Genomic DNA, 24593 nt, shown 5'->3' on the forward strand with positions numbered 1-24593 from the left:
GCTGGGATCAGCGGTACGAGGCCCGGGTGCGGACCCGGGAGACGACGAGCAGGACGAGCAGGGTCGCCGTCATGAGGACCACGGCGAGCGCGGACCCGGCGAACAGGGCGCCGCGGTCGGTGGCCGAGTAGACGAGGACCGGAAGCGTGGTCCAGTCGGGCGGATAGAGCATCACGGTGGCGCTCAACTCCCCCATGGACAGGGCGAAGCAGAGTCCTACGGCGGCGGTGAGCGAGGGCAGCAGCAGCGGCAGCCGGATTCGCCACAGGACGTACAGCGGCCGGGCGCCGAGGGAGGCGGCGGCCTGTTCGTAGGCCGGGTCGAGCCGGACGATCGCGGCGGACACGGACTGGTGGGCGAAGGCGGTCACGAGCACGGTGTGGGCGAGGATCACGATCCACCAGGTGCCGTTGAGCAGCATCGGCGGCTCGGAGAACGCGACGAGGATCGCCAGCCCGACCACCACGGAGGGCACGGCCACCGGAAGCACGAACAGGGCGTCCATCACCCGGCGTTGACGTTTCCCGAGCCCGGCGGCGGCGAGCGCGGCCCAGGTCCCGATGCCCAGCGCCAGCAAGCTCGCGGTGAGCGCGGTGACCAGGCTGGTGGTGAGCGCCTGGAGGGACTCGCCCCGGGTGGCGGCGGAGTAGTGGGAGGCGGTGAACCCGGAAGGCAGCACCCCGGACCAGTTGGTGGCGAACGACGCCCCGAGGACGACGAGCAGGGGCAGCGCGAAGAGCGGCAGGAAGAGCAGGGCGAAGACCAGCCACACGGCCCACTTCGCCTTGCGGCTATGCACCAGCACGACGGCTCACCACCCGGTACAGACCGTAGAGCCCCACGGATATGAGGACGTTGACGACGGCGACCACACACGCGCCCGGGTAGTCCGACTCCAGGATCGCCTTGCCGTAGACGAGCATGGGGAGCGTCGTGACCCCTTTGGCGCCGGTGAACAGCACGATCCCGAACTCGTTCAGACAGAGGACCAGGACGAGACTTCCGCCGGCGGCGAGCGCGGGCAGCGCCTCCGGCAGGATCACCTGCCGGATGATGCGGGGAGCCCGCGCCCCGAGCGAACTGGCCGCCTCCAACTGCGCGGTGTCCAGCTGCGAGAACGCGGCGAGCAGCGGCCGCATCACGAACGGCGTGAAGTAGGTGACCTCCGCGAGCAGCACCCCCCACGGCGTGGCGAGGAACTGGAACGACCCGACGATGCCGGTCGTGCCGTAGATGAAGAGCAGTGCGAGCGTGATCAGGAAGGAGGGAAAGGAGAGATAGACGTCGATGAACCGCGCGACGGCCCGGGCCCCGGGGAAGGGGACGAAGGCGATGATCAGCGCCAGCGCGAACCCGAGGACCAGACACCCGATGGTCGAGACGACGGCGATCCAGACGGTGGTCCACAGGGCGGTGCGGAACAGCTCCGAGGCGAAGACGTCGGAGTAGGCCTGGAAGGAGGTTCCGCCGGAGTCGGGGTGGATGGACTGCCGGAAGACGAGGGCCAGGGGGTAGAGGAAGAACAGGCCGAGGACGGCAACGGGCAGCAGGGCGATACCCAGGGAGCGCGGGGCTGTAGGTGATGTGCGGCTACCGCCGCGTGGGCGCGACAGGCCCCCACCGGTCCGCGCCCGACGAACGACCTCACTCATCGCCGGCTCCGGCGGACAGCAACACCGCGTCCTCCGGCGCGAAATGCAACGTCACCGCGTCCCCGTGCACAGGCGGCTTCTTCAACTCCGGTACGTCGGCCATGACTCGCCGCCCGTCCACCTCGACGTACAGCCGATGCGTGGTTCCGCGCCACTGGATCTCCCTTACGACACCGGCGAGTTGATTGGGCCCGTCGCCGAGCCCGACGAGATGCGGCCGTACACACAAGGTCGCCTCACCGCCGGATACGGCCCCCCGCACCTCGACCCGCCGCTCCCCGAGGAACACCCCGCGCTCCCCCACCCTCACCGGCAGCAGATTCGCACTGCCGACAAAGGACGCCGTGAACTCGCTCCTGGGCGCCCGGTACAGCTCGCGCGGTGTCCCGCACTCCTGGAGCCGGGCCCGGTCCATGACGGCGATCCGGTCGGCCAGCGTGAGCGCCTCGACCTGGTCGTGGGTGACGTAGAGGATCGACACCTCGGGCAACTCACGGTGCAGCCTGGCGAGTTCGGCGAGCATCCCGGACCGCAGCCGCGCGTCGAGCGCGGAGAGGGGTTCGTCGAGCAGCAGAACCCCGGGCCGGATGGCCAACGCCCGGGCGATGGCCACCCGTTGCTGCTGCCCGCCGGACAACTCCCGTGGATGGCGCCGGGCGTACTCCCCCATGCCGACCATCTCCAGCGCCTCGGCGACCCGGGTACGGATCTCCCCCCGCGGCACCTTCCGCGCCCTGAGCCCGAAGGCCACGTTGTCCTCGACGCGCAGGTGCGGGAAGAGCGCGTACTGCTGGACGACCATGCCGACACCCCGCCGGTACGGCGGCAGGTCGGTGACGTCACGGCCCCCGAGGAACACCCGCCCCGACACCGGCCGTACGAACCCCGCGACCGCCCGCAACGCCGTGGTCTTGCCGGAGCCGGACGGTCCGAGCAGGGCCATGACCTCGCCGGGTTCGACGGTGAGGTCGAGGGCGTCGAGGACGACGGTGCCGTCGTAGGCGACGCTGACCGAGTCGAAGCGGATGCCGTTCGTCATGCGAGGACTCCGGGCAACTGTCCTACTCCGTCGAGGACATGGCCCGCCCCGGCCGCCCGCAGCGCGTCCGCGTCATGGGCGCCGGTCAGCACGCCGGCGACCAGACCGGCGCCCGCGCGGACCCCGCTGAGCATGTCGTAGGAGGTGTCGCCGACGACCGCCGTCTGCCGTACGTCGTCGGCGACCGCCGTACGCAGGAAGGCGGTCAGGACCATGTCCGGGTACGGGCGTCCCCGGCCGCCGGCGTCGGCGGGGCACAGGGTGAGGTCGGCGAGGTCTCGCCAGCCGAGCGCGGCGAGGATCGCGTCCTGGGTGGCGCGGGCGAAGCCGGTCGTCAGCACGACCGTGCGGCCCTGGGACCTGAGGGTCTCGATGGTCTCGCGGGCGCCGGGCAGGGCGGCGACCCGGCCGCCGTCGACGAGGTCGGCGTACGCCGCCTCGAAGGCCTTGTTGGCGTCCTGGGCCCTGGTCTCCTCGCCGAACAGGTGGCGGAAGACGGAGATCTTGGACTCGCCCATGGTGGCGCGGACGTAGTCGAGCATGCCGGCGGGTTCTTCGCCCATGTGCCGGGCGGCTGCCGTGAACGCCTCCTCGACGAGACCGCCGTCGGCGACGGTGGTGCCGGCCATGTCGAGGACGACGAGACGGATGTCGGGTGTCGTGGGGTTCAGGAGGGAGGTCACGGGGGTCACCAGTCCAGTTCGTTCGCGGTGGTCTCGGCGATCGCCGGGGAACAGGTCATGCCACGGCCGCCCGGTCCGGTGACCAGCCAGACGCCGTCGCGCACCTGTTGGCGGTGGACGACACGGGCGGGGTCGTTGCACTGCGCGTACACGCCGGCCCAGCGGCGGCGGATCTTCGGGAGGGAGCGGCCGAGGAACGACTCGACGACCTCGGCGAGATGGTCGTAGGGGGCCTCGGTGGTGTCGAAGGCGAAGGGGTGCTCGTACTCGTGGGTGTCGCCGATGGTGAGTCCGCCGTCGGCGCGCTGCACCATGAGGAGTTGCATGGCGTGGGCGGCCGGGGTCGGCGACTGCGGCTGTTCGGCGTTGAGCCGGTCCAGGGCCCGGCCGCGGTAGGCGGGGTAGTAGCGGAAGCTGTCCGCGTCGGCGACCGAGGTGGTGAGGGGTTCGCCGAGCGGGTCGGTCTGCATCATCTGCAACCGGACGCGGCGGACGGGGAGTTCGGGCCCGGCGAGTTCGCGGACGAGCCCGCTGAGCCAGGCGCCGGTGCACAGCACGACCGTGTCGGAGGCGTGCACGTCCCCGTGGTCGTCGCGGACCGCGTGCTCGCCGATGACTTCGCGGACCTCGCGGCCCGGCAGGAAGGTGTAGTTCGGGGACTTCGACAGCTCGGCGCGCAGGGCGAGTTGGGCGGTACGGGGTTCGACGGCCGCGTCGCGCTCGCAGTACAGGGCGGCGGTGAAGTCGCCGCGCAGGGCGGGGTTGACGGCGCGGGCCTCGGCAGGGGTGAGGAGCTTGTAGCCGCGCGCGGCAGAGTCCTCCCGCGCTACGGCGGCCTCGGCGACGGCGAGTTCGCGGTCGCCCCTGACCGGGGTCAGCGACCCGTTGGCCCGGAAGCCGAGCCCGGGGACGCGGGTGCCGATCTCCTCCCACAACTCCCGTGCGCGCAGGGCGGTTTCGAGTTCCTCACCGCCGGCGCGGCCACTCACCCAGATCTGGCCGAAGTTGCGCAACGAAGCACCGCGAGCCTCCGCCTCGCGCTCGATCTGTACGACCTCATGGCCGCGTTCCACCGCTTGCCAGGCGTGCATGGTTCCCACCACGCCGCCTCCGACGACTGTCACTCTCACGACGGTCACGCTCCTCCGGATCCGGGAACCGGAAAGGTCCGGCTCCCGACGAAAGCGTGAACGACCCATCACGTTTGGGCTAGACCCTTTATCTATCCGTGACAATAGGAGCGGCTCCGGAGGTGTCTTCATCGGCCTCCGGGGCCCGCCTGTTCGTCAGCCTCGGTGATGGGTGGTGAAGGAGAAGCGGTCGCCCCGGTACAGGCCCCGCACCCGTTCCAGCGGCTGCCCCTCCGTGTCCCGGGACACCCGGTGGATCAGCAGCATCGGAAGGGCGGGCGGGGTGCCGATGAGCAGGGCCTCGCGCGGGGTGGCGAGCACGGTCTCGATGCGTTCGTCGGCGTCGCCGAAGTGGATGCCGCGCGCGTTGAGGTAGCCGTAGAAGGAGGAGTCGGGCTCGAAGTCGGTGTCGAGGTGCGGGACCCGGGCGACGGAGACGTAGGTGCTTTCGAGACCCACGCGCTCGTCGTCGGCGAGCAGGACACGCTCCAGATGCCAGACGGGTTCGCCCCGGGTCAGCCCGGTCTCGGCGGCGAGGGCGTCGGTGCAGGGGAAGCGGTCGAGGGTGACGAGGCTGCGGCCCGGGGTGCGCCCCTGCCGCCGTACGCCCTCGGTGTAGCTGGCCAGGGACAGCGGCTGCTCCAGCTTGGGACCGGCGACGACCGTGCCCCGGCCCTGCCGGCGCAGCCTGCCCTCCAGCACGAGTTCGCGCAGCGCCTGCCGCACGGTCTCGCGGGCGACCTCGAACCGCTCGGAGAGGTCGCGCTCGGTCGGGATCAGGCCGCCCTCCCCCAACTCGTCGAGGAGCACGGCGATTCGGGCCTTCACCGCGTAGTACTTCGGGATACGGCCGTGCTCCGGGATGCCGGAGCGGACGGGGGCGCCGGGGGCCTGGTCGTTGGGGTAGTCCACACGGAGATCGTCGCAGAAGCGACCGGTTGGGCAGTGAGGGAGGACGTGCCAGGCCTCAAGTCCGCGACAAGGCCCGCCGGACAGGCCCTAGCGGCGTCTCCGGGCCACGAGCAGGGCGCCGGTGGTGATGAGCAGGACGGAGGTGGCGGCGAGGACGAGGTGTTCGGTGCCGATGCCGGTGCGGGCGAGTTCGTCGGCGAAGGAGAGGTCCCCTTCGGCGGAGGGCGAGGGGGCGGCGGACGGTACGGGGCTTGCCGGGGAGGTGGCCGTGGGGGCGCTCTCCGTATCGGCGGGCTCGGCGGGTTCGACGTCGAAGCGGTAGTCGTTCGACTGGCCGACCCAGTCGCCGTCGTCGGCATGCCGTTGTACGACGGCCGCGTTGACGGTGATCTCGTTCGCCGCGGTGTCCGGGGCGAGCGCGAGCCGCACCTTCACCGTGAGGGTCTTGCCGGGGTCGACGGTGAAACCCGGGAAGCCGTCGTCGAAGGCGCCGACGAGTTCGGCCTCGTCGGTCCGGTCGAAGTGGACCGGGTGGGGGCGGGCGCGGGTGCCGTCGTAGAAGTCGAGCCTGGGCTGGGACGGTTTCAGGGCGCGGTGCTGGTCGACGAGGACGACGACCGGGTGGATCGCGGTGCAGCGGCGGGCGGTGGTGTTGGTGAGGTCGAGATACCAGGTGCCGTAGCCGCCGCCGGCCGGATAGGAGTCGGGGCCGTCGTGGATGCGGGTGGTGAGGGGGAAGGCGTGGGCGCCGGGGGCGGCGCAGGCGGGGACGGCCGCCGCCGCGTGGGCGGGTGGTACGGCGGTGACGAGGAGGGGGGCGGCTGTCGCGAGGCAGAGGGACAGGGATGTGCGCAGTGGGGTGCGCGGTCTCAGGGGCAGTCGCATAAGCACATGAGCGTGCCGGACCGGTGCGGTGGATCGGGGCTGCCGTGCCGGGCGGGGGCCGCGAATGCCTCGAACGGGCGCGTGGGGACGCCTGTTCGGCGGAGGCGTGCGCTTCCGCCGGCCCCTGCCGCCCGCTACCCGTCCGCCCGTCCGAACAGCGGCCCGAGGAGCAACTGCGCCGCCCCCTCCGCGACCCCGCGCGCCCCTCCGGGGGCGACCCGTACGGGTACGGCGGCCTCGCGGGCGCCCTCGCGCCGGGCCTGCGCGTCCAGGACGGCGGCGACTCCCCGCACGAAGGGCTCCGGGTCGGCGGCGACGGTACGGCCGCCCAGCAGCACGAGGTCGATGTCGAGCAGGCCCACGAGATTCGCGGCCCCCGCACCGAGCACCCGCGCCGCCTCGTCCAGGTCGCCTCGCGCTACGGCGGCCAGGCACAGGGCCTCGATACAGCCCCGGTTCCCGCAGTCGCAGGGCGGCCCGTCCAGCTGGATGACCTGGTGCCCGAACTCCCCGGCCCCGGTCCGCGCGCCCCTGTGCACACCCCCGCCGATCACCAGCCCGGCGCCGAGCCCGGTCCCGAGATGCAGATACGCGAAGGACCCGCCCTCCCCGGCCACGGCCAGCCCCAACGCGGCGGCGTTCGTGTCCTTGTCCACGACCACAGTCACCCCGAGCCGCCGAGCCAACGCATCCCGCAAGGGAAACCCGTCCCACTCGGGAAACCCGGTGACGCGGTGCAGGATGCCGTGGGCGTGATCCAGGGGACCGGGAAGGGCAACACCGACGCCAAGCAGATTCCGGGCTTGGCCGAGGGACGGTGGCTGGGCACTCTGGCCCACTGGGTCCGCGACCGCGCCCTCGGCCGATCCCGCCGCTCCTTGCACCGCCGGGCTTCCGACCGACTCCTCCGCCTCCCGATCTACCGGCTCCTCGTCCGCATCCGCGGCAGGCGCCTCCGCCTCCAGGACCACCGGGTCCCCGTCCGCATCCCCGGCGAGCCCGTCCACCCCTCGCACCCCCGAGTCTCCAACCGCCCTCGCCGCGTCCGGGACCACCGAGTCCTCGTCCGCATCCTGCGCGAGCCCCTCCGCCCCTCGCACCCCCGAGCCTCCAACCGCCCTCGCCGCTTCCCGGACCACCGGCTCCTCATCCGCATCCCCGGCAAGCGCCTCCGCACCCCGGACCACCGGGTCCCCGACCGCCTCCCGGGCCGGCCCAGTCGCCCCTCGCACCGCCGGGCCTCGGACCGCCCCCTCCCCGCCCCGGACCACCACATCCCCGCCCGACCCCGCCGCCCCCCGCACCGCCGAGCCTCCGACCGCACCCCCCATCAGCCCCTCGACCTCCCGAGCCACCGCCTCCACGACCACCCCGGCCCCCGCCCCCAGATCCAGCGGCGCCCTCCGCTCCCCCACCACCGCCCCCGTGAGATCCACGAGCACCACCCGCAGCTCATCGCGGTCCAGATGCACCCCCACCGCGTGCCCGGCCCCCGGCACCAGCCGCAGAACCGTGCGCGGCTTGCCGCCGGTGGACGCGCGGCGCCCCGCCTCCGCCGCGAGGCCGGAGTCCCGCAGCCGAGCGGTGATCTTGCTGACGGCCTGCGGGGTGAGCCCGGTGCGGTCGGCGAGTTCGAGGCGGCTGATCCCGTCCGTACCGGCCGTCCGCAGCAGGTCGAGGACCAGCGCGGTGTTGTGACTGCGCAGGGCCAGCAGATTCGCCCCCACCGCACTCACACCCCGGCCCGCCACCACACCCTTGCTCGCACCCCTGCCCGCCATCACACCCTCGCTCGCAGCTCCACCCGTCTCCGCACTCCCACCCGCACCCGCACCCGCACCCGGCGACCCCATCCCTGTCCTCGCCCCCGCCTCTGCCCCGCCCCGCGCCCTGTTGTCCACACACCCATTCTCCCCACCACTTGCACTTTGGCAACAGCGTTGCGAAAGTGGAGGGCATGACTGGACGTACGACTCGCACACCCCTCCGCGTCGGACTCGTCGGGTACGGTCTCGCCGGCTCGGTCTTCCACGCCCCGCTGATCGCCGCCACCGAGGGCCTCGCCCTCGACACGGTCGTCACCTCGAACCCGGAGCGGCAGGAGCAGGCCCGCGCGGAGTTCCCGGACGTGCGCACCGTCGCGACCCCCGACGACCTGTTCGCCCGCGCCGACGACCTGGACCTGATCGTCATCGCGTCCCCGAACAAGACGCATGTGGCGCTCGCGACGACGGCCCTGAAGGCCGGTCTCCCGGTCGTCGTGGACAAGCCGATCGCGGGCACCGCCGCCGAGGCCCGTGAGCTGGCGGCCCTCGCCGAGCAGCACAGCCTGCTCCTCTCGGTCTTCCAGAACCGCCGCTGGGACAACGACTTCCTGACCCTCCGCAAGCTCATCGCCGAGGGCGAGCTGGGCGACGTCTGGCGCTTCGAGTCCCGTTTCGAGCGCTGGCGCCCCCAGCCCAAGGGCGGCTGGCGCGAGTCCGGCGACCCGGCAGAGATCGGAGGTCTCCTCTACGACCTCGGCAGCCACGTCGTGGACCAGGCCCTGGCCCTCTTCGGCCCCGCCGCCTCGGTGTACGCCGAGTCGGACATCCGCCGCCCGGGCGCGGAGACGGACGACGACACGTTCTTCGCCCTGACCCACACCAACGGCGTCCGCTCCCACCTGTACGTCTCCGCGACGACCGCCCAACTGGGCCCGCGTTTCCGCGTGCTGGGCTCCAAGGCGGGTTACGTCAAGTACGGCCTCGACCCCCAGGAGGCCGACCTGCGCGACGGCAAGCGCCCCGGCACGTCGGACAGCTGGGGGCAGGAACCCGAGTCGCTCTACGGCCGTGTCGGCGCCGGAGAGTCACCGCTCACCGGCGGTGGCCGCCCCGTGCCGACCCTCCCCGGCGACTACCCCGCGTACTACGCGGCCGTCGCCGCCGCCCTGCGTGACGGCGCCCCCAACCCGGTGACCGCCCTGGAGGCGGCTGCCGCCCTCGACGTACTGGAAGCCGCGCGCCGCAGCGCCCGCGACGGAGTGACGGTGACCCTGTGACCCAGCACAAGCCCGCGATCACCCAGCGGATCGCCCCCGAGATCACCCCGACGGTGGAGGAACTCGAGGCGCAGGAACGCCGGTTGGTGTTCCAGCACTTCACCTACGACGACGCGTGGGCCCTCGGCTTGCTCCTCGTGGAGCGGGCCCGCGAGAGCCAGGCGCCGGTCGCCATCGACATCCGGCGCGGCGGCCAGCAGCTCTTCCACGCGGCGCTGCCGGGCTCGGTGCCCGACAACGACGCGTGGATCGACCGCAAGCGCAAGGTGGTCGAGCGCTTCGGTGCCGCCTCCTATCTGGTCGGCACCCGCTACCGCGCGAAGGGCACCACCTTCGAGGACTCCTCCCGCCTCGACCCGGACGAGTACGCGGCCCACGGCGGCTCGTTCCCGATCAGGGTCGAGGGCGCCGGTGTGATCGGCACGGTGACGGTGAGCGGCCTGCCGCAGTTGCAGGACCACCGTTTCGTGGTGGCGGCGCTGGAACAGTTCCTGGACGACGCCCCGCGGGATTAAGCGGGACCCGGCTCCGGTTGGCACTGTCCACAGGCGCAGACGGCCCGACAGCGGAGGGAACAGCAGCGATGAGCAGCGAGACACCGAGGAACCTCAGGGAGACGGTCGGGCGCTACGGCATCTGGAGCGCGGGCCTGCGCGCCGAGGATCCGGCCCGGCGCGGCGAACTGGCCGAAGCGGCGGCCGAGTTGGAGCAACTCGGTTACGGCGCCGTCTGGTTGGGCGGCAGCAGCGCCGCCCGGCACGCCGTACCGCTGATCGAGGCGACGTCGACGCTCACCGTGGGCACCAGCATCCAGAGCATCTGGCAGTACGAAGCGGCCGAAAGCGCCGCGAGCTACGCGGAGTTGGAGGCGGCCCACCCGGGCCGCTTCCTGCTCGGCCTGGGGGTGAGCCACGCGAAGCTCGCGGACCAGTACCGCCGCCCGTACTCGGCGCTCGTGGCCTATCTGGACGCCCTGGACACCGCCGGGGTCCCCACCGACCGCCGCCTGCTGGCCGCCCTGGGCCCGAAGACCCTGGAGCTGGCCCGGGACCGCTCGGCCGGCTCGATCCCGTATCTGGTCACTCCCGAACACACGGCCAAGGCCCGCGCCATCCTGGGCGAAAGCCCCTTGCTGGCCCCGGAGTTGAAGGTGGTTCTGGAGGCGGACCCGACCCGGGCCCGCACCGTGGCCCGCGAGTACCTGGCCATGTACCTGACCCTCCCGAACTACACCAACAACTTCCTCCGCAACGGCTTCACGGAGGCCGATCTCACGAACGGCGGCAGCGACCGTCTGGTCGACGCGGTCTTCGCCTGGGGTGACGACGCCCGGATCCGCGCCCGCGTCGACGACTTCGTAGCGGCGGGCGCGGACCACGTGGCCCTCCAGATCGTGGACGGCGAGGCCCGCGAAGACCTCCCGAGGGAGGCCTGGCGCAAGCTCGCTTCACTGCTGGCGTAGGCGTTTTTCAGGGGCGCGGGGAACTGCGCGACCGGCCACCCCGGCCGCGCACCCGCGAACCGACAGGACCCCCCACCCCTCAGGCGTCCTTGAACTCCTGCCGCTGCCTGCCCAATCCGTCGATCTCCAGCTCCACGACATCCCCGGCCCGCAGGAACGGCTTGGGTTCGGGCTGCCCGAGAGCAACCCCCGCGGGTGTCCCGGTGTTGATGACATCGCCGGGATAGAGCGTCATGAACTGGCTGACGTACCGGACCACTTCAGCCACCGGGAAGATCTGCTCGGCCGTGGTCCCGTCCTGCTTCAACTCGCCGTTCACCCACAGCTTCAGCGAAAGCCCCTGCGGATCCGGCACCTCGTCCGCCGTCACCAGCCACGGCCCGAGCGGATTGAACGTCTCGCAGTTCTTCCCCTTGTCCCACGTCCCGCCCCGCTCGATCTGGAACTCCCGCTCGGACACGTCATGCGCGACGGCATACCCCGCGACATGCGCGAGCGCCTCCTCGTGGGACTCCAGATAACGGGCCGTACGCCCGATGACGACGGCGAGTTCGACCTCCCAGTCGGTCTTCACCGACCCGCGAGGAACCAGCACCGTGTCGTACGGCCCGACGACCGTGTCCGCCGCCTTGAAGAAGATGACCGGCTCGGCGGGCGGCTCGGCGCCGGTCTCGCGGGCGTGGTCGTGGTAGTTCAGCCCGATGCACACGACCTTGCCGATCCGGGCCAGCGGCGGCCCGACCCGCAGCCCGTCGGCGTCGAGCGCGGGCAGTTCCCCGGCGTCGGCGGCGGCGCGGATCCGGCCGAGCGCGGCGGTGTCGGCGAGCAGGGGCCCGTCGATGTCCGGGACGATGCCGGACAGGTCGCGCAGGGTTCCACCGGCGTCGAGCAGCGCGGGCCGCTCCGCTCCTGCCGTACCGACTCGCAGCAGCTTCATGTTCACCATCTCCATCGATCGCGGGCGGTCGACCGATGGGTGCAGCCATCGGAGGACTGGTCGATCCTCCAAGCTCACGGTCCAGTCCGCAATACCCGGTTCACGGACTGGACCGTCACCGCGGCCGGTCAGGTGGAGAGCACGGCCCGTTCCACGGCGCTCCAGGCCGTGCTGGTCACCACGTACAGCGCGACGGCGAGCGGCACGACGGCGACGGTGATCAGCGTGCCGTAGGAGAGGAGGGGCAGCACCCTGCCGAGGGCGCCGGTGCCGGTGCCGGCCGGGGTGGCGGCTGCCGCGCGCCGGTTGCGGACGTAGGTGAAGGTCGCGACCGCGGCGACAACGAGGAACAGGCCGACGTAGACGAGCCCGGCCGGTCCGAACAGGCCGTCCCCGGCGAGCGCGTCGGCCCAGTGGCCGTCGAGCGGGGCGGCGAACAGCCGGTGGGAGAGCAGGTCGCCGTCGCCGTCGCCCGAGAAGAGGCGGTAGAGGAGGAAGAACGCCGGGAGTTGGAGCAGGCTCGGCAGGATTCCGGAGAACGGGGAGACCTTCTCCTCTGCGTGCAGCTCCAGTACGGCCTTCTGAAGCTTCTCGGGCTGCTTCGCGTACCGCTCGCGCAACTCGGCCACGCGCGGCTGGAGTCGGGCCCGCGCCCGTGTTCCGCGCGCCGCGGCCCGCGACAGGGGGTGCACGAGGAGCCGTACGAGGGCGGTGAACAGGACGATGGCGGCGGCTGCGGCGGTCGCGCCGAACAACGGGTGGAGCAGGTCGGCGAGTTGCTCGACCAGGGTGGCGAAAACGGACATGGGTGAGCCCTCCGTGGGTCTCGTCGTGCCGGGAGTGGGCATGGCGACGGGACGACTCCGCGCGGAGGCGGGAAAGGCTTCTTGGAATGCCTACGCGGTGGTCGTCCGGAGGGTGTGTCCGGGGGCTCGGGGGCGGGGGCGGCCCGAGGCGTCGGGGTCGCGCTGGGGCAGGAACGCCGTGCGGCGGGCCCGGTCGCGGATGGCCGTACGGACCCGGGTGGGCGGTACGGCGGGGGCGCTGCGCGCGGTGAGGAGGGTGCAGACGGCGAGGGCGGTGCCGGTCGCGGCGAGCGCGACGGCGGCCGGGAGGCCGGCGGTGTCGAGCAGCACCGTCGGGAGCAGGAACAGGAGCAGCAGGGCGATCGCCCGACTGTGCCTCATGGTCCGCCCCCTCCCCCAACTGCCGTGCTCGTACCGTCCGTTATACCGGATCGGCCTCGATCGGTTCGAGCAGTCGCCTCGGTTTGAGGAGCGCCCGGCCGACCGGATCGGCCGGGTCCTGGTCGAGTCCGGGGCCCGGGTCCATGATGACGTCCCGGACGGGGACGACGACGGCGCAGGTGGGGCACTCGCCGTAGGAGCCGAGTTCGGTGCCGCAGTCCGCGTGCCGGAAGAACCGGCGCTGGGCCTCCCCGTACTGCTCGCGTTTCCAGCGGCTGAGCGAGCGCACCACCGGCCACAGGGCGATCCCGCGCTCGGTGATGACGTACTCGTCGCGCGGCGGGGACTCCTGGTACCGGCGCTTCTCCAGGATGCCTTCGGCGGTGAGCGCCTGGAGGCGGGCGGCGAGGACCGCGCGCGGGATGCCGAGGTGGCCGAGGAAGTCGTTGTAGCGCCGTACGCCGTAGAGGGCGTCGCGGACGACGAGCAGTGTCCAGCGCTCCCCGACCACCTCCAGCGCCCGGGCCATCGAGCAGTCCTGTCCCGCGTAGTCCTTACCGAGTCCCATGCCTCCACCTTAGCCACTTTCCGACACAAGGTTCAATGAACGAACCTACGGTGCTATCGTACCCCCCATGGATAGGTTCAATGAACGAACCCTCACCGGGGATTCCGAGACGACCACGACGCACCAGGCGCCGGAGACACCCGGGACCGCCACCCCCGGCGTGCCGCATCCCCGCGCCACCCTGGCCCTGACCAGCGCGGCCACCGCCGTGGCGCTCATGACGTACACCGCGCCGATGGTCACGCTCCCCGACATCGCCGCCGCCCTCCACACCCCGCTCTCCGCCCAGGCCTGGCTCCTGAACGGCACCCCGCTCGGGCTGGCCGCGCTGCTCCTGGTCGCCGGCAGCCTCGCCGACGACTACGGCCGCCGCCGGATCTTCCTCGCCGGCACCTTCGCGCTCGGCATCACCACGGCGCTCTCCGCGCTCACGTCCTCGACCTTGCTCTTCACCCTGACCCGCGTCGCACAGGGCGCGTCCAGCGCGGCCCTGCTGGCCAGCAGCCTGGGCCTGATCGTGCACGCCTTCCCGACCCCGCGCGGCCGCCTGCACGCGACCGGCGTCTGGGGCGCCTTCGTCAGCGGCGGCATAGCCGTCGGCCCCCTGGTCGCGGGCGCGATGCCCGACTGGCGCGTGGCCTACGGCGTCCTCGGCGCCGCCGCGCTCGTCGTGGCCGCCCTCGGCGTCCGCACCCTGTCCGAGTCCCGCGCGCCGCGCGGCGGACGCCCCGACCTCGCCGGAGCCGTCACCTTCGGGCTGGCCCTGGTCGCCCTCGTCGCCGCGCTGACCCTGGGCCGGGACGGCTGGCTGCGGGCACCGGTGGGCTCGCTGCTGCTCGCGGCCGTGGTGCTGGTCGGCGTCTTCGCGGTGGTCGAGCGCCGGGGGACGACCCCGATGATCGACCTGAGCCTGCTGCGCCACCGCCCCTTCCTGGCCTCCTCCGCGAGCGGCCTGTTCACGGGCCTCGCGGTGATCGGCCTCTTCAGCTTCCTGCCGGCGCTGCTGCAACAGACGCTCGGCCTGTCCGCGATGGACACGGCCTGGCTGTTCCTCCTCTGGTCGGGCCTGTCCTTCGCCGTCGCCCTCCAGGCCCGCCGCCTCGCGGGCCGCGTCTCCTCCCGGCACCAACTCGCCCTGGGATTCCTCCTGCACGCGGCCGGCGTCCTGACGATGCTGGGCGCCCTGGACTCCGGCTCCTGGCCACGGCTGCTGCCGGGCCTGGTGATCGCGGGCGTGGGCAGCGGACTCCTGAACGCCGCGCTGCCGCTGCTGTCCGTCGAGTCCGTACCGGCCGCACGCGCGGCGATGGGGTCGGGGGCGCAGCAGACGTTCCGGTACATCGGGTCCTGCGCGGGGGTCGCGCTGACGATCGCGATCGCCACATCGGCGGGGAGCGGGCTCGCGCGCGGGGCGGACATCGCGATGGTGGTGTCGGCGGGGCTCGCGGTGGTGGCCGCGGTGAGCGTGGTCGTGCTGCGGGAGCGGGCGTGAACTCGCTTGTGGGGTACGGGACTTATCGCGTCCCGTGGCTCACCGGGGTCGCGTGGACGTGAGCGTGCCCCAGACCACCATGCGGTACCGGGAGGTGAACTCCGGGGTGCAGGTGGTGAGGGTGACGTAGGAGCCGGGTCGGCTGTAGCCGTAGGACGGTCTGACGATCGAGCGCGGGACCGGCCGGATGACGCCGGAGTCGGCGGCGGAGGTCTGCGGGAGGATCTTGTCGACGGTGTACGTGAAGGTGGCCGTGCTCGTCTCGACCCGGACGGTGTCCTTCAGCCGCAGGCTCGGCAGATACCGGAACGGCTCGCCGTGGGTGTTGCGGTGCCCGGCGAGCGCGAAGTTCCCCGCCTGGCCCGGCTGTTGGGTGCCGGGGTAGTGGCCGACGTACCCCTTGTTGAGCACGTTCGGCTTGCTGACGCCCTCCGCGATCGGAACGCGGAGGTGGAGGCGGGGGATCGTGAGGATGGCGTAGGCCTGGGAGCGGTGCGGGGCGGCGGCGATGGTTCCGGCGTTCGTGTTCGCGCTCCGGTGGGACGAACTGCCGCCTCCCGCACCCGTGTTGGCCGAGGGAGCGGTACCGGCCGCGCCACCCGGTGTCGACGCCGGTGCCGGTGTCTGGGTCGCCCATTGCCGTTCCAGGGCGTGCACCTGGTGCTCGGCGCCGCGGCGCGCCTCGCGGTTGGTCCACCACAGCTGGTGGACGACGAGCAGGAGCAGAACCACCCCGGCGGTGACGAGGAACTCGCCGCCGGTCCACAGGGCGCGTCGGCCCAGCGCACGGCGTCGACGGCTGTGGTGCTGCACGACGGGGACCCGCATGGGCCGCACGATAAGGGCCGGTTCGCGAACTCACCAGAGAGATGACACCCGTTGACGGGAATGGCGGCCGTCCGCTCCTTCGTACACGGGTTGTGGATCGGTCCTTCGTACACGGGTTTTAGAAAGGGGTGTCACAACTCTCGACAACCTCACGCACCGCACCCGATGCTTCCTGATGGCACGAGCCGGGGGGATGGCCGACGCCGGTGGGACGACCGGCGTGTGAGCGAATCGGGAGTAGAGATGATCCGACGCAGAACCCTGCTGGCCGCGGCGGGCGGTGGTCTCCTCGGCACCGCCCTGGCGGCCGGTACCGCCCGGGCCGACGCGACGATCGCGGTCAACCCGGGCACGAAGTACGGCACTTGGGAGGGCTGGGGCACCTCCCTGGCCTGGTGGGCGAACGTCTTCGGCGCCCGCGACGACTTCGCCGACATCTTCTTCACCACCAAGTCGACGACGTACAACGGGAAATCGCTCCCCGGCCTGGGCCTGAACATCGCCCGCTACAACCTCGGCGCGTGCAGCTGGAACACGGTGAGCGGCGAGTCGATGGTCGCCTCCGCCAACATCCCCGCGTTCAAGCAGATCGAGGGCTACTGGCAGGACTGGAACAACGAGGACCCCACGTCCTCGGCGTGGAAGTGGACGGCGGACGCGACCCAGCGCGCGATGCTGGTGAAGGCGACGGCGCGCGGGGCCACCAGTGAGCTGTTCGCCAACTCCCCCATGTGGTGGATGTGTCTGAACCACAACCCCTCGGGCGCGTCCGGCGGCGGCAACAACCTCCAGTCCTGGAACTACCGCCAGCACGCCTCCCATCTGGCGTCCGTCGCCCTCTACGCGAAGAACAACTGGGGCGTGAACTTCGCGACGGTCGAGGCCTTCAACGAACCGTCGTCGAGCTGGTGGACGGCGACGGGCACGCAGGAGGGCTGCCACATGGACTCGACCGTCCAGGCGGCCGTACTCCCGTACGTCCGCAGCGAGTTGGACAGCCGCGGCCTGACGAGCACGAAGATCTCGGCCTCCGACGAGACGAGTTACGACCTCGCGCGGACGACGTGGAACTCCTTCAGCGCGACCACGAAGGGGTATGTGAACCGGGTCAACGTCCATGGCTACCAGGGCTCGGGCGGTCGCCGGGACCTCCTGTACACGGACGTGGTGACGACGGCGGGCAAGGCCCTCTGGAACTCCGAGACGGGCGACAGCGACGCCACCGGCCTGACGATGGCGAGCAACCTGCTCTACGACTTCTGCTGGCTGCACCCCACGGCATGGACGTACTGGCAGGTCATGGACCCGAGTTCGGGCTGGGCGATGATCGCGTACGACCAGAGCACGCTCACGGCGGGCGCGGTGCAGACGAAGTACTACGTGATGGCCCAGTTCAGCCGCCACATCCGCCCCGGCATGACGATCCTCGACACGGGCGTGAGTTACGCGGCGGCGGCCTACGACGCGAGCGCGAAGCGCCTGGTGATCGTGGCGGCGAACACCGGCTCCTCATCGACGACTCTGACCTTCGACCTCTCCAAGTTCACGACGGTGGCGGGTGGTTCGAGCGGACTGGTCCCGCGCTGGAACACGGTGACGGGCGGCGGCGGCGATCTGTACACCGCGCACTCGGACACGTACGTGAGCGGCAAGACGGTGAGTGCGACGTTCGCGGCAGGGGCGGTGCAGACGCTACAGATCGACGGGGTGGTGATCTGACCGCCGAACTCAGGCGCGCGGGTGGGCGGTTGGGCCTGCTCGCGCTGGCGCTCGGCGGTTTCGGCATCGGCCTGACCGAGTTCGTGATCGCCGGGCTGCTCCCCCAGGTGAGCGGCGACCTGAACGTGTCCACCGCCGCGGCGGGTTGGCTGATCTCGGGCTACGCCCTGACGGTCGCGGTGGGCGCGACAGCGGTGACGGCGACGACGGCGGGTCTGCCCCAAAAGCCGGTGCTGGTAGCCCTGTTGGCGCTGTTCGTCACAGGAAACCTGCTGTCGGCGCTGGCCCCGACGTACGGGGTGATGCTGCTGGGCAGAGTCGTGGCCGCCCTCTGCCACGGCTCGTTCTTCGGCATCGGCTCCCTCGTCGCCCGCCGCCTGGTCCCTCCCGAACGGGCCTCCCGCGCGGTCGCGACGATGTTCGCCGGCCTGACGGTGGCGAACGTCCTCGGCGTCCCCTTCGGCGCGCTCGTCGGCGAACGGTGGGGGTGGCGGGCGACGTTCTGGGCGATCACGGCGATCGGGGTGGTGGCGCTGGCGGCCGTCGCGGCCCTGGTCCCGGGGTGGGCGGGGGCGGAACCAGGGGGTGCCGGGGCGGAAGCGAGAGGTGTCCGGGCGGGCCTCCGTGCGCAGGCACGCGCCTTCCGCTCCACCCAGGTCTGGCTGACCCTGACGGCCACGGCCCTCGGCTACGGCGGCATGTTCGGCGCGTTCAGCTACCTCGCGTACACCTTCACGCGTGTCGCGGGATTCTCCTCGGCGGATGTGGCGTGGCTGTTGGTGGTCTACGGCTCGGGACTCGTCGTCGGCAACATCGCGGGCGGACGGGGCGCGGACCGCAACCGTGACGCGACACTGCTCGTGTCGCTGGCGGGCCTGGCGACCACGCTGGCGCTATTCGGGGCACTGGCGGCCAGCCGCCCGGCTTCGGTGATCCTGGTGTTCCTCCTGGGTGCGTTCGGTTTCGCGACGGTCCCCGGGATGATCACGCGGGTGACGGACGCGGCGGGGGGCGTGCCGTTGGCGGCAAGCGCGAACGTGTCCGCGTCGAACGTGGGGAACGCGGCGGGGGCGTGGGCGGGTGGCCTGGTGATCAGCGCGGGGTTCGGGTACGCGGCTCCGTTGTTCGTCGGGGCGGGGATCGTGGCGGTCGGGTTGGGGGTTATGGGGGTCGCGGCGCGGGGTTCCGGGGGTGGGGGGAGGGGAGCGGGGGCGAGGGCGCCGGCGCCGGCGGGTGGGGCAGCGGGAGGTAGGGGGCGTAGAAGCACCAGGGGCGCGGAAACGAGGCGGCCGTAGGACGTCGAGTGCGGGGCGGCTTTAAAAGTCGGGGGTACGAGGCGGCCGTAGAACGTGTGGGTACGGGGCGGCTGTAAAACTCGGGGGAACGTGGGGGTAGGGAGCGGCCGTAAAACTACTCGTGGGTGAGGCGGCCGTAGAACCTGTGGGTACGAGGTGGCCGTAAAACTCGGGAGTAGGAGACGGCCGTAGAACGTGCGGACACGAGACGGTCGTAGAACTTGCGGAAACCTGGAAGCCACCCGGTGTTCCCCGCGGGGCGGCCCGCGCCGGCGTTCTCGCCGCTCCCCCACGCCACTCTCACCGGCCGACCTGGGCATATCTCCGCCCTTGCCGCCATCCGCGCGGGCATCGGCAGTACCGTGTCGTTCATGCGCCCCGACACGCCCGCCGAGAACGTCGACCACCCCGCCGAAGCGGCCCGCCTCGAACGGACCGCCGCCTTGTACCCCGAGGACGCCGAGGCCCTGCTCCTCCAGGCCGCGGCCCATCTGGAACTGGCCGGCGACCGCCCCGCCGCCACCGCGCTCTACGACCGCCTGTTGTCATCGGCGGACTCCCTGGAAACCCCGCATCTGGTACGGGCCCTCAAGGCCTCGAACCTCTGGGAGTACGGCCACGAGGCCGAGGCCAGGGCGATCATCGACGGCATCCGCGCGGGGGCCCCGCGGGATCCGGCGCCGTGGGTGATCGTCGCGGAGTCCCTGGAGTCCCACGACGAGTTGGAGGCGGCGCAGGAGACGTTCACGGAGGGCGCGACCCTGCTCCTGACCGACGTACCCGAACCCCCTTACTCCACCCACCCGTTGCTCTTCGGCCGCCACCGCGTCCGCCGCATGCTGGGCGTCTCCCACGACGAGTGGGACACCCTGGCGGACACGTTGCACACGTCGCACGCGTCACCGGTGTCCCTGGACGAGCTGCACGACCCGAAGCGGGTGTGGTCACTGGGGTCCGACAACCCGGCCGAGCTGGAGGCCGAGATCTCGCGGCTGCGGGCGGAGCTGGGGGCGTTCCGGGAAGCGTTGTCGCGGCCGTTCCCGGTGGCCGTACTGCACTGGCCCGAGGGCGAGTTGGCCGAACTGGTCAGCGCATACGAGTCCCTCAGGGCGGAGTACCCGTCACACGAGGAGCACCTCGCGACGATAGAGGGTTCGCTACGGGAACTGGCCGCCTCGGGCACCCCGAACCTCGGAATCGTGACCGGGACCGTCCCGTCCTACGAGGCGTTCGCCGCGTCGGAGGGGGCCTCACCGGGCGACGCGGACCTGCTGCCGCAGTACGCGACGACACTGGCTGCGCGGGGCCGGGCCGTGGTGTGGCCGCCGCAGCGGGGGGCTTCTTGTTGGTGCGGGTCGGGGCGAGGTTATGGGGAGTGTCACGGGGCTTTTAGCCAATAAACGTCTGACTCACTCAAGGAAGCGACCCTTGGAAGACTCCCTATTCTCCCGCGACCTGGCTGCCTCGACAAACATCGCAAAATCGAACACCTTCCGCAGTGACGATTCAGGTCTGCAAGAAGTATTCGACTGGTTCAGAATGCAGCCAGACCTCAAAAGGAGATTCGGCCAGGCTGTTCGTCAATCAATCGATGAGGTACTCGACGGTCAGCGGACAGGTCGATTCGATATCGATGAACTTGAGAAAACAGAAAAGACCTACTTGGGTACGAAGGTAGAGATCATCCTCCGCTCCGAGTTCGAGCTCGGGCGCGGAGGGAGCATGGATTACTCCGTAACCGGGCACGACGTGGATTCCAAGTTCACCATCGGAGAGAACTGGACTATCCCCGGCGAAGCGAACGGCCATATCTGCCTGCTCACAAAGGCTAACGACCATGACGGCAGCTATAAAACAGGGCTGCTACGAATCCAGAACGACCTTCTGAATCTCGGGAGAAACAGAGACGGAAAGGGAACTCTGTCAGCGGCAGGAAGATCCGCCGTCAAGTGGCTCATACCTGACGGAAAGCTTCCCGAAAACATCCTGCTAAACCTTCCCGAGGCGGAAAGGATTGCCATTCTCAAACCGTTTGCTGGACATCGCGGCACCGGGAACGGCGGCCAGTCCCGTACGAATGAGTTGTTCCGCCGCGTTCAGGGTCGTCTCGTCAACCGCAACACCGTCCTCACGGTGGCACGCCAGGACGACAGCCTGAAGCGTGTGCGCGATGCCCGAATCCATCTCCGTCCGGAGGGCATCATGATCCTCGGCCACATGAAGCAACATCCGCACATTGCGCGCGACCTGGGCCTCCCTGTTCCAGATAAGGGATCTTGGGTAGCCATCCGCGTAGGGGAAGTCACTGCGGCTGATTCATCACGCCAAGCTACGCAGATCGACGGCGCACATTACGCAGTCTGGCGAGAGGGCGACGGCAACTATGCGGCTCCTGCTGCATACTGAATGGACGGCATGATGAACATGAAGGCATCGGAAGACAGATCACCTTCCTGGAATCCTCCGGAGGGATCATGGGCGTCATCTGCTGCGCGTCGCCGCAATATGCAAGCAATCCGCAGCCGCGACACCGAACCTGAGCGCCTAATCCGACGGCTGGTTCACGCGCAAGGATTGCGCTATCGGGTAGCCGCCAGACCGCTGCCAGACTTTCGCCGGACGGCTGACATGGTATTCCGTCCGACGAAGGTTGCTGTTTTTATCGACGGTTGCTACTGGCATGGCTGCCCCGAGCACTACGTGCCCCCAAAGACCAACCCCGGCTACTGGTCAGACAAGGTTGCCCGGAACATGGCCCGCGACCAGGAAACTAACCAGCGGCTGACGGAAGCCGGCTGGACGGTTCTCCGGTTCTGGGAACACGAAGCCTCCACAGACTGTGCAGCGCTGATTGCCGAGGAGGTCACAAAGCGGCGTGCTCCGACAATCAGGGCGAGCAAGCAGAAGGAATAGTCACGCCTTCTGCTTGTCACGCTCACGGGCTGCTCGCAGAACGTCAGCGATCGACTTGCCGACCGCCCGGGCAACAGGAGGCGGGAAAGCATTGCCTACCTGCCTGTACTGCGCTGTCTTACCACCAGCGAACTGCCACTCAGGCGGGAAGCCCTGGATGATCGCAGCCTGCTGCACAGTGAGCATGGGGCCGTTTGGACCGAAGAGGTCACGATCCTCCGTGCCCTTCTCCCGGCAGGTATCGCGATCATTGGCAACTCCAAGGCCGTTGACGCCTAGTTGCTTCCAGGCGGCTTTGGCGCGGCTGGGCCCGAGGTCTGCTCCCCCGTGCTTCTTCGATCCGCCGACCAACGTGGGAGCGACGCCTCCGCCCTTCTCAACAAGTTCCAGGTGGCGCTTTTGGGCGGTGCCGAGCCAGCGGTCGAACTTCTCACGAGCCACCTTCGCCTGGGCACCGTTGAAATACGGCTCGTACCGGGCGCGCATCGACTCTTCCAGTGCTTCGGCGACGCTGACGTGCTCCTCATGAGTTGCAGCGGGCCACTCGTACTTGACGTCCTTCAAGACGTCCTTACGGAATGCAACCAGGATGGCGCGGGGGCGGAGCTGTGGGACTCCGAAGTCACTGGCCTCCAGGATGTCCCACTCGCACACCTCGTAGCCGATCCCGTCGTCCCAGACCGTCTCGCCATCGTCACCCCGGTACGAGCCGCCCTGAAGCCGCGCCTTGATCGAGTCACGGTAGTCATCGAACTTGGGGTCCATGATTCCGCGTACGTTCTCGATCATCACGGCGCGAGGCTCTAGTTCCTTGACGAGGGCCAGCATCCGAGGAAACAGATCGCGCTCGTCGTCCTTCCCAAGTTGCTTGCCTGCATGCGAGAACGGAGGGCAGGGGACACCGCCAGCCAGGAGATCAAGTCCCCGACGCCGAAGCACTTCCGCACTCTTCACCAGGTGTTTTCCGTGCTTGAAGTCATTGACATCTGTCGGAGGAAGAACATCACAGTTCTCCCTCTCCCAGCCCCACTTCGGGTGAGAGGCGACGTTGCCTTGCAGCGTCCCAGCCGCATGCGGATCGATCTCCACCAGAGCGAGATGGCCGAACCCGGCCTGGTGCAGCCCAATGGCCTGGCCGCCGGCTCCAGCGCAGATCTCGATCGAGGTGAACTCGGGCTCCTTGGCCTTCTGCATGGAGTCCTCGGGTTCGTTCGTGCGGGTCATGATGCCCCCTCCTTACACTTGCGCAGCGGCAGACACATTTTGCAATCCACCATCACTGAGGGTGACAGACCCCACTGACAACGAGACCTGGCCAAGTGTGCAGCACATTCCCCAGCTCACTGAACGCACCCTCCGTCTCGCCGAACACTCATACGATATTGCCTATGAAGACGCCTGCGTGGACCGAGGACGAACTGCTCCTGGCGGGAGCCCTCGTCGTGGAGAACAGCTGGCACGAGCTGCGGACGGGAGACCCTGAGGTCCAAGAGCTGTCTGAACTGCTCCGGTCGCTGCCGTTGCACAGCCCGGAGGCTCACGCACTCCCGGGCTTCCGCTCCGCTGACAGCGTCAGCCGCAAGACTTCGGACTTCGCCTCGAACCGCCCCGGGTACCAAGGCAAGCCGACGCGGTGCGGAGAACCAACGCGCCGAATGATCTCGGCACTCATCCAGCGTGAAGCGGTGATGTTGGACGCGGCCCGGACTCTCAGGAACGGCATTGGCTCGGGTGAACTCCACCTCATCCCGCCACAACCAGGTGAGACCGACGACACCGGCACCACCGGGATCGAGGGGCGGCTCCTCACGCGCTGGGCGCTCTCCCGCGAGCGTGACCCTAAACTCCGCAGGCTGAAGATCCAGACAGTTCAGCGCAGCGGCATGCCTCTTCGATGCGAGGTCTGCGCTTTCGACTTCGCCGACGCCTACGGACTCCTCGGCAAGGACTACATCGAAGTCCACCACATCACTCCCCTCCACATATCCGGGACCCGGGAGACCAAGCTCGATGACCTTGCATGCCTGTGCGCCAACTGCCATCGCATGTGCCACAGAAGCCATCTCGGAGAATCCTGGCGCACACCAGAGGCCCTTCGGGACGAGATCCGGAAGTCCGACCAGGACGACCACTAAGCCGCATCCGACTCGGCCTCGTAGTGCATCTGGGCACGATCGAGCATGTCGTCCGGGTCACAGCCCCTGGCAGTATTCCAATGCAGCAGATCGGCGATCAGCTCGACCGCAGACTCTTCGAGTCCCGTTGCTCTCCTGCCGCCCCAGCCGAAAGCGCCGCCCCGCTCTCCCCGGTAGTTCTCCAGAACGCCAACAGCCCGCTCGATCCGGCGGCAGGCCTGGCTCGGGGAGAGCGAGATCTCGCACCAGACCGCTTTGCCGGCCGCGGTCACGACAGTGCCCCAAGCTGTAGCCAGTTCGGCGAGCAAGTGAAGACCCCGCCCGCACTCTTCGTCACAGCCCGCGGACTTGAGGGTGGGCACCGACCTGCTCTTGTCGTGAACCTCAAGACGCAGCCGCTCCTCCCTCCACTCCAGGATCAGGGTCGCTGATGCACCTTCACCGACATGCTTGACGACATTCGTTGCCAGCTCCGTGACCAGCAACTCAGCTTCGTCGGCAGCAACTGGCATTCCCCACCGGCTCAGCTGTCTCAGGGCAGCTTTCCGGAGCAGCCGCACTTCCGTCGGCGCCGCCTCAAAGGGCAACACGCACCGGAGTCGAGGTTCGGTGACTTCGTGTCCGCGTACTCGTTGAAGTGCTCAGCCAAGTACAGATAAACGTGCTCAGCTCTCAGGCCACTTCGGTCTCGCGCTCGATGGCGGCGAGGCGGT

The 24593-nt window shown here is 70.1% G+C and carries 25 protein-coding genes; 10 read left to right on the plus strand and 15 right to left on the minus strand.

Annotated features, from left to right (window positions below; genetic code table 11):
• Nucleotides 1-7 precede the first annotated feature (7 nt).
• The 8 genes from ACIRB1_RS25750 to ACIRB1_RS25785 form a co-directional block, all read right to left on the minus strand.
• Nucleotides 8-805 (minus strand): ABC transporter permease, encoded by a 798-nt coding sequence (locus ACIRB1_RS25750; RefSeq protein WP_403467122.1) that lies wholly within the window; start codon nt 803-805, stop codon nt 8-10.
• The gene (locus ACIRB1_RS25755; RefSeq protein ID WP_352184362.1) at nt 792-1652 is read right to left on the minus strand and encodes a 2-aminoethylphosphonate ABC transporter permease subunit; all 861 of its coding nucleotides are present in this window, start codon (nt 1650-1652) and stop codon (nt 792-794) included. Before ACIRB1_RS25755 ends, ACIRB1_RS25750 begins: the two co-directional genes overlap by 14 nt.
• A complete protein-coding gene (locus tag ACIRB1_RS25760) occupies nt 1645-2691 on the minus strand; it encodes an ABC transporter ATP-binding protein (RefSeq protein ID WP_403467123.1) in 1047 nt (348 codons plus the stop codon). Before ACIRB1_RS25760 ends, ACIRB1_RS25755 begins: the two co-directional genes overlap by 8 nt.
• Entirely contained in the window at nt 2688-3383 is a 696-nt protein-coding gene (locus tag ACIRB1_RS25765) for a phosphonatase-like hydrolase (protein WP_403467124.1), read from the minus strand. Before ACIRB1_RS25765 ends, ACIRB1_RS25760 begins: the two co-directional genes overlap by 4 nt.
• Nucleotides 3380-4504 (minus strand): TIGR03364 family FAD-dependent oxidoreductase, encoded by a 1125-nt coding sequence (locus ACIRB1_RS25770; protein WP_403467125.1) that lies wholly within the window; start codon nt 4502-4504, stop codon nt 3380-3382. Before ACIRB1_RS25770 ends, ACIRB1_RS25765 begins: the two co-directional genes overlap by 4 nt.
• Before the next feature lie 156 nt (nt 4505-4660).
• The gene (locus ACIRB1_RS25775) at nt 4661-5416 is read right to left on the minus strand and encodes a GntR family transcriptional regulator (RefSeq protein ID WP_352184358.1); all 756 of its coding nucleotides are present in this window, start codon (nt 5414-5416) and stop codon (nt 4661-4663) included.
• Nucleotides 5417-5503: 87 nt separating this feature from the next.
• A complete protein-coding gene (locus tag ACIRB1_RS25780) occupies nt 5504-6301 on the minus strand; it encodes a hypothetical protein (protein WP_403467126.1) in 798 nt (265 codons plus the stop codon).
• Nucleotides 6302-6435: 134 nt separating this feature from the next.
• A complete protein-coding gene (locus tag ACIRB1_RS25785; RefSeq protein ID WP_403467161.1) occupies nt 6436-7533 on the minus strand; it encodes an ROK family protein in 1098 nt (365 codons plus the stop codon).
• Between the two features lie 725 nt (nt 7534-8258).
• Between ACIRB1_RS25785 and ACIRB1_RS25790 the strand changes: the two genes are divergently transcribed.
• From ACIRB1_RS25790 to ACIRB1_RS25800, 3 genes are all read left to right on the plus strand, one after another.
• Nucleotides 8259-9344: a Gfo/Idh/MocA family oxidoreductase gene (locus ACIRB1_RS25790; protein WP_403467127.1), complete on the plus strand. Its 1086-nt coding sequence runs from the start codon at nt 8259-8261 to the stop codon at nt 9342-9344.
• Entirely contained in the window at nt 9341-9859 is a 519-nt protein-coding gene (locus tag ACIRB1_RS25795) for a heme-degrading domain-containing protein (protein WP_403467128.1), read from the plus strand. The genes ACIRB1_RS25790 and ACIRB1_RS25795 overlap by 4 nt, the downstream gene beginning before the upstream one ends.
• A 68-nt stretch (nt 9860-9927) precedes the next feature.
• Nucleotides 9928-10806 carry an LLM class F420-dependent oxidoreductase gene (locus tag ACIRB1_RS25800; protein WP_403467129.1) on the plus strand — a complete coding sequence of 293 codons (879 nt, stop codon included), beginning with the start codon at nt 9928-9930 and terminating at the stop codon, nt 10804-10806.
• Nucleotides 10807-10885: 79 nt separating this feature from the next.
• Here ACIRB1_RS25800 and ACIRB1_RS25805 read toward each other — a convergent pair whose 3' ends face one another.
• The 4 genes from ACIRB1_RS25805 to ACIRB1_RS25820 all read right to left on the minus strand — a co-directional run bounded on the left by ACIRB1_RS25805 (nt 10886) and on the right by ACIRB1_RS25820 (nt 13498).
• Nucleotides 10886-11743 (minus strand): fumarylacetoacetate hydrolase family protein, encoded by an 858-nt coding sequence (locus tag ACIRB1_RS25805; RefSeq protein ID WP_352184353.1) that lies wholly within the window; start codon nt 11741-11743, stop codon nt 10886-10888.
• A 128-nt stretch (nt 11744-11871) separates the two neighbouring features.
• Nucleotides 11872-12549 carry a YidC/Oxa1 family membrane protein insertase gene (locus tag ACIRB1_RS25810; RefSeq protein ID WP_403467130.1) on the minus strand — a complete coding sequence of 226 codons (678 nt, stop codon included), beginning with the start codon at nt 12547-12549 and terminating at the stop codon, nt 11872-11874.
• 90 nt (nt 12550-12639) lie between these two features.
• Entirely contained in the window at nt 12640-12930 is a 291-nt protein-coding gene (locus ACIRB1_RS25815) for a DUF6412 domain-containing protein (protein ID WP_352184351.1), read from the minus strand.
• A 40-nt stretch (nt 12931-12970) separates the two neighbouring features.
• Complete coding sequence (locus ACIRB1_RS25820; RefSeq protein ID WP_403467131.1) at nt 12971-13498, minus strand: winged helix-turn-helix transcriptional regulator; 528 nt, start codon at nt 13496-13498, stop codon at nt 12971-12973.
• A 67-nt stretch (nt 13499-13565) separates the two neighbouring features.
• On the opposite strand from ACIRB1_RS25820, the gene ACIRB1_RS25825 reads away from it, so the two are divergent.
• Entirely contained in the window at nt 13566-14990 is a 1425-nt protein-coding gene (locus ACIRB1_RS25825) for an MFS transporter (RefSeq protein WP_403467132.1), read from the plus strand.
• Between the two features lie 39 nt (nt 14991-15029).
• Here the strand turns inward: ACIRB1_RS25825 and ACIRB1_RS25830 are convergent, their stop codons facing one another.
• Nucleotides 15030-15818 (minus strand): class E sortase, encoded by a 789-nt coding sequence (locus ACIRB1_RS25830; RefSeq protein ID WP_403467133.1) that lies wholly within the window; start codon nt 15816-15818, stop codon nt 15030-15032.
• A gap of 243 nt (nt 15819-16061) precedes the next feature.
• Here ACIRB1_RS25830 and ACIRB1_RS25835 point away from each other — a divergent pair, with 243 nt between their 5' ends.
• From ACIRB1_RS25835 to ACIRB1_RS25855, 5 genes are all read left to right on the plus strand, one after another.
• Entirely contained in the window at nt 16062-17537 is a 1476-nt protein-coding gene (locus ACIRB1_RS25835) for a beta-1,6-galactanase (RefSeq protein ID WP_403467134.1), read from the plus strand.
• 29 nt (nt 17538-17566) lie between these two features.
• On the plus strand, nt 17567-18832 hold the full coding sequence (locus tag ACIRB1_RS25840) for an MFS transporter (RefSeq protein WP_403467135.1): 1266 nt from the start codon (nt 17567-17569) through the stop codon (nt 18830-18832).
• Between the two features lie 371 nt (nt 18833-19203).
• A complete protein-coding gene (locus tag ACIRB1_RS25845) occupies nt 19204-20232 on the plus strand; it encodes an SEC-C metal-binding domain-containing protein (protein WP_403467136.1) in 1029 nt (342 codons plus the stop codon).
• A gap of 28 nt (nt 20233-20260) precedes the next feature.
• Entirely contained in the window at nt 20261-21238 is a 978-nt protein-coding gene (locus ACIRB1_RS25850; protein WP_403467137.1) for a NaeI family type II restriction endonuclease, read from the plus strand.
• Between the two features lie 9 nt (nt 21239-21247).
• Nucleotides 21248-21745: a very short patch repair endonuclease gene (locus ACIRB1_RS25855; protein ID WP_403467138.1), complete on the plus strand. Its 498-nt coding sequence runs from the start codon at nt 21248-21250 to the stop codon at nt 21743-21745.
• Here ACIRB1_RS25855 and ACIRB1_RS25860 read toward each other — a convergent pair whose 3' ends face one another.
• Nucleotides 21746-22969, minus strand: a complete 1224-nt coding sequence (locus tag ACIRB1_RS25860) for a DNA cytosine methyltransferase (protein WP_403467139.1) — start codon at nt 22967-22969, stop codon at nt 21746-21748. It lies immediately after the preceding gene.
• Between the two features lie 164 nt (nt 22970-23133).
• On the opposite strand from ACIRB1_RS25860, the gene ACIRB1_RS25865 reads away from it, so the two are divergent.
• Entirely contained in the window at nt 23134-23880 is a 747-nt protein-coding gene (locus ACIRB1_RS25865; protein ID WP_403467140.1) for an HNH endonuclease, read from the plus strand.
• Here ACIRB1_RS25865 and ACIRB1_RS25870 read toward each other — a convergent pair.
• Nucleotides 23877-24470 carry an ATP-binding protein gene (locus tag ACIRB1_RS25870; protein WP_403467141.1) on the minus strand — a complete coding sequence of 198 codons (594 nt, stop codon included), beginning with the start codon at nt 24468-24470 and terminating at the stop codon, nt 23877-23879. The genes ACIRB1_RS25865 and ACIRB1_RS25870 overlap by 4 nt on opposite strands.
• Between the last annotated feature and the right edge of the window lie 123 nt (nt 24471-24593).

This window comes from Streptomyces sp. NPDC096013, from assembly GCF_044763565.1.
Lineage (GTDB): Bacteria > Actinomycetota > Actinomycetes > Streptomycetales > Streptomycetaceae > Streptomyces.